The 6,610-nt window shown below is 65.3% G+C and carries 7 protein-coding genes; 4 read left to right on the forward strand and 3 right to left on the reverse strand.

All coding sequences use genetic code 11. The annotated features are described in order from the left end of the window. Positions 1–38: 38 nt before the first annotated feature. Positions 39–671, reverse strand: a complete 633-nt coding sequence (locus B5X73_RS10645) for a ParA family protein (protein ID WP_079521656.1) — start codon at positions 669–671, stop codon at positions 39–41. A gap of 35 nt (positions 672–706) precedes the next feature. Further along, the gene (locus tag B5X73_RS10650) at positions 707–904 is read right to left on the reverse strand and encodes an antitermination protein NusB (protein ID WP_079521657.1); all 198 of its coding nucleotides are present in this window, start codon (positions 902–904) and stop codon (positions 707–709) included. 174 nt (positions 905–1,078) lie between these two features. On the opposite strand from B5X73_RS10650, the gene B5X73_RS10655 reads away from it, so the two are divergent. After that, positions 1,079–2,122, forward strand: a complete 1,044-nt coding sequence (locus tag B5X73_RS10655) for a hypothetical protein (RefSeq protein ID WP_176167808.1) — start codon at positions 1,079–1,081, stop codon at positions 2,120–2,122. A gap of 127 nt (positions 2,123–2,249) precedes the next feature. Here B5X73_RS10655 and speE read toward each other — a convergent pair whose 3' ends face one another. Next, positions 2,250–3,107: a polyamine aminopropyltransferase gene (speE, locus tag B5X73_RS10660; protein ID WP_036116666.1), complete on the reverse strand. Its 858-nt coding sequence runs from the start codon at positions 3,105–3,107 to the stop codon at positions 2,250–2,252. Between the two features lie 328 nt (positions 3,108–3,435). On the opposite strand from speE, the gene speA reads away from it, so the two are divergent. The 3 genes from speA to B5X73_RS10675 form a co-directional block, all read left to right on the forward strand. Then, positions 3,436–5,325 (forward strand): arginine decarboxylase, encoded by a 1,890-nt coding sequence (speA, locus tag B5X73_RS10665; protein ID WP_079521658.1) that lies wholly within the window; start codon positions 3,436–3,438, stop codon positions 5,323–5,325. A gap of 62 nt (positions 5,326–5,387) precedes the next feature. After that, the gene (locus B5X73_RS10670; protein ID WP_079521659.1) at positions 5,388–6,248 is read left to right on the forward strand and encodes an NAD(P)-dependent oxidoreductase; all 861 of its coding nucleotides are present in this window, start codon (positions 5,388–5,390) and stop codon (positions 6,246–6,248) included. A 90-nt stretch (positions 6,249–6,338) separates the two neighbouring features. After that, positions 6,339–6,610 (forward strand): helix-turn-helix domain-containing protein (locus tag B5X73_RS10675; RefSeq protein ID WP_139382735.1); only part of this gene is annotated, 272 nt, incomplete at its 3' end.

A 6,610-nucleotide genomic window follows, 5' to 3' on the forward strand; every position in this document is an offset into this window, starting at 1 on the left:
CACGTATCGTGGCGGGTCATGACGCGTCCCACGTCGGCTCAGGTGCTTCGTTTGATCCAGCGAAGCAGTTTTCCCCAGTCGTCCTGGTGTCCGCGTACGTTTTCCGAGTGGTAATCGAAGATGCCCTTACCGAGCGCCGTGAGCAAGACGTACGCTTGTGAGTCGCGAAGTTCCGCGACGACGGGAAAGGGCGCGCGCTCGCCAAGTTCGGCGATGGCGGCCTGGCTGGCGTTGGTCCACGGCTTGAGCCGGTTGCCGACCAGGCCGACCGGCAGCTTGCCGCGCTTCACGCGCGGGATGCCGCGCAGCACGGTAAGAAAATCGAGCGTGGCGTCGAGATCGAAGTGCGAGGGAAGTACCGGCACGAGGATGACGTCCGCCTTCTCCAGGTAGGGCTCGAGGTCTTTTTCGTCGACGCCCGCGGGTGTGTCGACGATCACCCGCTGAACGTCGCCGGGCAGGCGGTCGAAGGCCTTGCGACTGCCCTCGATGGCGGTGACGGCGGGAACGTTCTCGGGACGACGGCCTGCCCAGCGCAGGCTGGAATGCTGGCGATCCGCGTCGATGATCGCCGTCTGCTTGCCGGACTGGACCCAGTGGGTCGCGAGCTGGGTGACCAGCGTCGTCTTTCCGCAACCACCCTTGCTGCTTGCCACGAGCGTCGTAAGCATCCGCGAGCACCTGCCATAGGAGTGGTTCTAGCCTATCAGAACAGTTTGGTACGAACCTTCGGCATGACCACGAGAATGAGGGTGGCGACAGGGCCGAGAAACAGCGAGAGGAACCACCAGAGCAGGCCGCCGCGGTTCTTGCCCTGGGCCAGCCCTGCGTTGATCAGCGACAGCGTGCCCCAGCCTACGAAGAAGCCGGTGCGCGCGTCGTTAAAAAGTGCGAATTGATCCATCGTAAACTCCTGTTCTGTCGCAGGATTGTGTCGCTGCCATACTCGATGTCGAGTCGGCGATCCCCACATTGGATGTCGATGGTAACAATGTCCGCCGCCGATGACCCCGAAACGGCGCAGCCTGCGTTCATGGTCGAACCGTATTCTTGTCGCTTTATTTCACGGAGATGGCTGATGCGCGGATATCGCGTGCTGACCCTGGCCCTTGCGGGTCTGCTCTCGATGCCGGCCTTTGCCGCCACGCCCTGGGCCGGTGCCCAGGGTCCGGCAAAGGGGCCGCTCAAGGCGCCGGTGGCGCAGAAGGACCAGACCAAGGCCCTGCTGCAGTTCCAGAAAGATCTGGCCAGCGTCCTGGCGCTGCGCACCGAAGCCGAGCCGCTGCTGGGCGCCGCGCTGCTGGCGCGCCCGCTGCCCAATCCGCCCGAGGTGCTGAGCTACCACGCCCTTCTCGAGCGTGCGTCGCGCAATGCCGACGCGGGCCCGGCGGTCACCTGGGCCTCGCTGGCCGACTGTGACGCCAAGGCGGGCGCCTGCCCGAACGCGGAGGCCCTGGCCACGCTGCAGAAGCAGGCGCCGGACAACGCGGCCGTCTGGTTGCTCAAGCTGGGCGTCGACGACCATAACGGTGCCGGCAAGGATACGCGCAGCGATCTCGCCCGTGCCGCCAACGCCAGGATTTACGACGATTATCTCGGCTCCAGCCTCAAGGCGCTGGCCAACTCGGTCAGCCAGCTGCCGCCACCGCCGGACACCTTCAATCCGCTGCAGGGCGCTGGCGCGGCAGGCGTGCAGATGGTCATCGTTTTCGGTCTGGCCAGCGCGCAGCCGATGCCTGGGTTCCAGGTCACCGCGAAGTACTGCGAAGACAACAAGAGCGATGCGGGTGTGGTGGGCGACTGCCTGAAACTCGCCAAGGTCCTCGAGTGGGGCAGCAGCCCGCTCGGTCGTTCGCTGGGCCTGCATCTGCGTGAAACCCTGTCGACCGATACCGCCGAGCAGCAGTCCGCGAAGACCGCTCGCATGAACCTGGTCTGGCAGATGCAGCGCTTCGCGCAGCTCAACGTCCAGGCCCAGGGTGACAAGGTGACGGCGCAGAAGCTGCTGTCGCTGGCGCGCAGCGGCGGCACCGAGATGAGCGTGGTGCTGGCTTCGCTGCGTGCGTACGGTATGCCGGCGGAAGCCCCGGCAGGATGGGAGCCGGCTAAGGTCGAGCAGTAGGCCGGCCTGAATTGAGCCAAAAAAAAGGGCGCCCATGGGCGCCCGTTTTTTATTGAACCGCCTGTAGGAGCGCGCCCTGCGCGCGAATCCCTTACATCGCGCGCAGGGCGCGCTCCTACAGATTCAGTCAGTCGCCGAGTTCGGTCCGCATGAACTCCGGCTGCGCCAGCGCACCCTTGTGGATTTCAGCGTTGTAGTACTTCGTCGGGAAGCCCTTGCTGATGGCGCCGCGCTCGCGGAAGCCGGACAGGTCGCCGTCCTTGCGGGCCATGGTGCAGCTCCACCAGCCGGTGGGGTAGCACGGCTGCGGGAAGGGCAGGGTACGCACGGCCTTGAAGCCCGAGGTGCGCATGGCCGAACGCATGGCCTTGATCAGCTCGATGTGGGCCAGCGGGGATTCCGACTGCTGCACGAGGATGCCGCCGTGGCGCAGGGCCTTGTAGCAGCTGGCGTAGAAGGCGGCGTTGAACAGCCCTTCGGCCGGACCCACCGGGTCGGTCGAGTCGACGATGATCAGGTCGATGGACTCCGGATCCGCCTCGGCCATGTACTTGATGCCGTCGATGAAGAGCAGCTCGGCGCGCGGGTCGTTGTTGGCGTCGCACAGTTCCGGGAAGTACTGCTCGGCAAGCCGGGTGACGCGCTCGTCGATCTCCACCTGGGTGGCCTTCTCGACTTCCTCGTGCTTGAGCACTTCGCGCAGGGTGCCGCAGTCGCCGCCACCGATGATGACGACACGCTTGGCCCGGGCGTGGGTGAACAGCGCCGGATGGGTCATCATCTCGTGGTACAGGAAGTTGTCGCGGCTGGTCAGCATGACGCAGCCGTCGATCACCATGAGATTGCCCCAGTCGGTGGTCTGGTAGATCTCGATGGTCTGGAATTCGGTCTTCTCGGCGTGCAGCAGGCGCTCGACACGGAAACCGATGGATGAGCCGGAGGCCTGGTGGGCTTCGGTAAACCAGCTGAGCTGCTGTTGCGACATGACTCGGATCCTGAAAAGAGGTAAGGGACCAAACACGGGATTGTACCGGCTCCGGGTCCGGAATCGGCCAAGTCCTTGCCCTGGCACAAATGTAGGTCGTCCCTGATGGCGATGTTGCCCCGGGCGGGGCGATACACGGATGTCATCCGTCGCCGCTACAATACGCGGTCTGCCCCGTCTCCCCGGACGGCGCAGACCCTGTCTGGTCGGCCCCGCGGCGTGCGAGGCTCCCGGTCGCCAGACTCGCTTCAGGTCAAAGTTCGCCGCTGCGACTGTTCCGCGCCCCCCACGGGGACACGACACAATCACGAGGGAGATCGTCGCCACCATGACGAACTGGACCACCGAACGCGCGAAGCTGACTTACGCGATCCCACACTGGAGCAACGGCTACGTGGATGTGGCCGGCAACGGTCACCTGCAGATGCGCCCGCGCGGCGACGAGGGCCCGGCCCTCGACCTGCCGGCCATTGTCGATCAGGCCACGGCCAAGGGCCTGCGCCTGCCGTTGCTCGTCCGCTTCCCGGATATCCTCGCCGACCGTCTGGCGCGCCTGCAGCAGGCGTTCGCCAAGGCGATCGATGACGCCAAGTACGCCGGTTCCTACACGGCTATCTATCCGATCAAGGTCAACCAGCAGCGCGGCGTCGTCAGCGAACTGGTCGCCGCGGGCGAAGAGGGTTTCGGCCTCGAGGCCGGTTCCAAGCCGGAACTGATGGCCGTGCTCGCCTATGCCCGCCCCGGCAGCATGGTGGTCTGCAACGGTTATAAGGACCGCGAGTACGTCCGTCTCGCCCTGATCGGGCGCAAGCTCGGTCTGCGCGTCCACATCGTCATCGAGAAGCTCTCCGAGCTCGACCACGTGTTCGCCGAGGCGAAGGCGCTGGATGTCGAACCGCTGCTCGGCGTGCGCGTGCGCCTGGCCTCGATCGGTGCCGGCAAGTGGCAGAACACCGGTGGCGACAAGGGCAAGTTCGGTCTCAGCCCCGGTCAGGTGCTGGAGCTGATCGAACGCCTCGACGCCGCGGGCCTCAAGCACACGCTGAGGCTGCAGCACTTCCACATGGGCTCGCAGATCTCCAACGTGCGCGATATTGCCGCCGGCATGCGCGAAGCCGTGCGCTACTTCGTCGAACTGCACCGGCTGGGCGTGCCCATCGACGTCGTCGACGTGGGCGGCGGTCTGGGCGTGGATTACGAAGGCACCCGCTCGCGCAGCTATAACTCGATCAACTACAGCCTGGGCCAGTACGCCGCCAGCATCGTGCAGCCGCTGGCCGAGGCCGTCGCCGAGCACGGCATGAAGGCGCCGGTCATCTTCACCGAGTCCGGTCGCGCGATGACCGCGCACCACGCGGTGATGGTGGTCAACGTCACCGAGGTGGAAGAGGTACCCGAGGGTTCGGTGCCCGCGCCGCGCGCGGACGAGCCGACGGTGCTGCGTCACCTTCGCGAGACGCACGCCGAGCTCGACAGCCGCCCGCCGCTGGAGCTGTTCCACGAAGCGCAGCATCACTTCGCCGAGGGCCAGGCGCTCTACGCGCTGGGTCAGCTCGACCTGCGCGACCGCGCGAAGCTCGACGACCTGTTCTACGCGATCGCCAACGCGGTGCGTCCGCGCCTGCTGCCGGCGGAGCGCGCGCATCGTCAGGCGCTGGACGACCTGGACGAGAAGCTGGTCGACAAGTACTTCGTGAACTTCTCCGTGTTCGAGTCGGTGCCGGATATCTGGGCGATCGATCAGATCTTCCCGATCGTGCCGATCTCACGTCTGGACGAGGAACCCACGCGCCGGGGCGTGATCGCCGACCTCACCTGCGACTCGGACGGCCGTATCGATCATTACGTGGATGCCGAAGGCGTGGACGTCAGCCTGCCGCTGCACGCCCTGCGTGACGACCAGTCGTACCGCCTCGGTATCTTCATGGTCGGCGCGTACCAGGAAACCCTGGGCGACATCCACAACCTGTTCGGCGACACCGACGCGGTGAATGTCCGCGCGACGGCCGACGGTTACGAGTTCGCGCACGTGCGTCATGGCGACACGACAGACCTGATGCTCGACTACGTGGGTTACGACCTCAGGCAGCTGCGCCAGTCCTACACCGACCGGCTTGCCGCGGCAGGCATTACCGGCGCCGAGGCGGAGATGTTGTCCGCCTCGCTGGACAAGGGCCTCACCGGCTACACGTACCTGGCGGAAACCGCAGGGCGTTGATTCCAACCGCGGCGCCTCAGGGCGCCGCGTCTCTTTTCAGACATCGGATAAAGGTTTTCGAGATGACCCTCAAGGCAGCATTCATCGGACTCGGCGCGATGGGCGCCCCCATGGCGGGACATCTTCATGCGAAGGGCCTGCTGGCCGCGGTCGGTAATCGCTCACAGGCGAAGGCCGATGCGCTGGCGAAGGAGCTTGGTGTCGACGCGCCCGATCTCGCGGGCATTGCCTCGTCATGTGACGTGATCGCCCTGTGCGTCAGTGCGGATGCGGACGTCATCGGCGTGGTGGAAGCGCTGGCTCCGTCATTGAAGACGGGGGCGATCGTCATCGATCACTCGACAGTGGCTCCCGCCACGGCGAAGAAGGCCGCCAGCCTGCTCGCCGATGTGGGCGCGCTGTTCCTGGATGCGCCGGTGTCCGGCGGCGTCGAAGGCGCGAAGAACGGCACGTTGTCCGTGATGGTCGGCGGCGACGCGGAGGTGCTCGAGCGAGCACGTCCGGTGCTGGAAGCCTACGGTGCGCGTATCACGCACATGGGCGCGGTCGGTAGTGGCCAGGCAACCAAGGCGGTCAATCAGGTGCTGGTCGCGGGCATTGCCCACGCGGTGACGGAAGGGCTCGCGCTGGGTGAAGCGCTCGGTCTCCAGGCGGATCGCCTCATTCCGACGCTGGCGGCGGGCGCGGCGGGCAACTGGTTCCTCGACAAGCGTGGCGCGACGATGCTGCGCAACGAGTTTTCGGTGGGCTTCAAGCTGGCGCTGCTGCACAAGGACCTCGGCATCGTGCGCGGTATCGCGAAGGACGCGGGTACCAACCGCACCATCATCGAACAGTCGCTGGCCGACTTCGCCGAACTGATGTCGCAGGGCTACGGCGATGACGACATTTCGGCACTCATTCGCCTGAAACGCGCTGACTGACAGGCGGGTACATCGCTTCAAAAAAAATCCCGCCGTTCTGAACTGCACCCCAGAAGTTGGACACCCGTCCAATCTCTGGGGTGTTTTTTTATGGCGAAGTACGACGCTGCTTTCAAGATAAAAGTCGCGCAAGAGGCGGCTCAGGGGACCACGTCGGCCGGAGAGGTAGCCATGCGGCACGGCCTCGACTATTCGATGGTCCGCCGCTGGCGGGATGCCTACCTACTGCATGGGCGTGCCGGTTTGTCGCGGAAGCACACGTATTACGACGTGTCCTTCAAAATGGAAGTTCTTCAGCGAATTAAGGCTGAGGGTTTGTCGCTCAGGCAAGCCACGGCGTTGTTCAACGTCCGCAATGCCGG

Origin of the sequence: Luteibacter sp. 22Crub2.1 (assembly GCF_900167995.1) — a bacterium.
Lineage (GTDB): Bacteria > Pseudomonadota > Gammaproteobacteria > Xanthomonadales > Rhodanobacteraceae > Luteibacter > Luteibacter mycovicinus.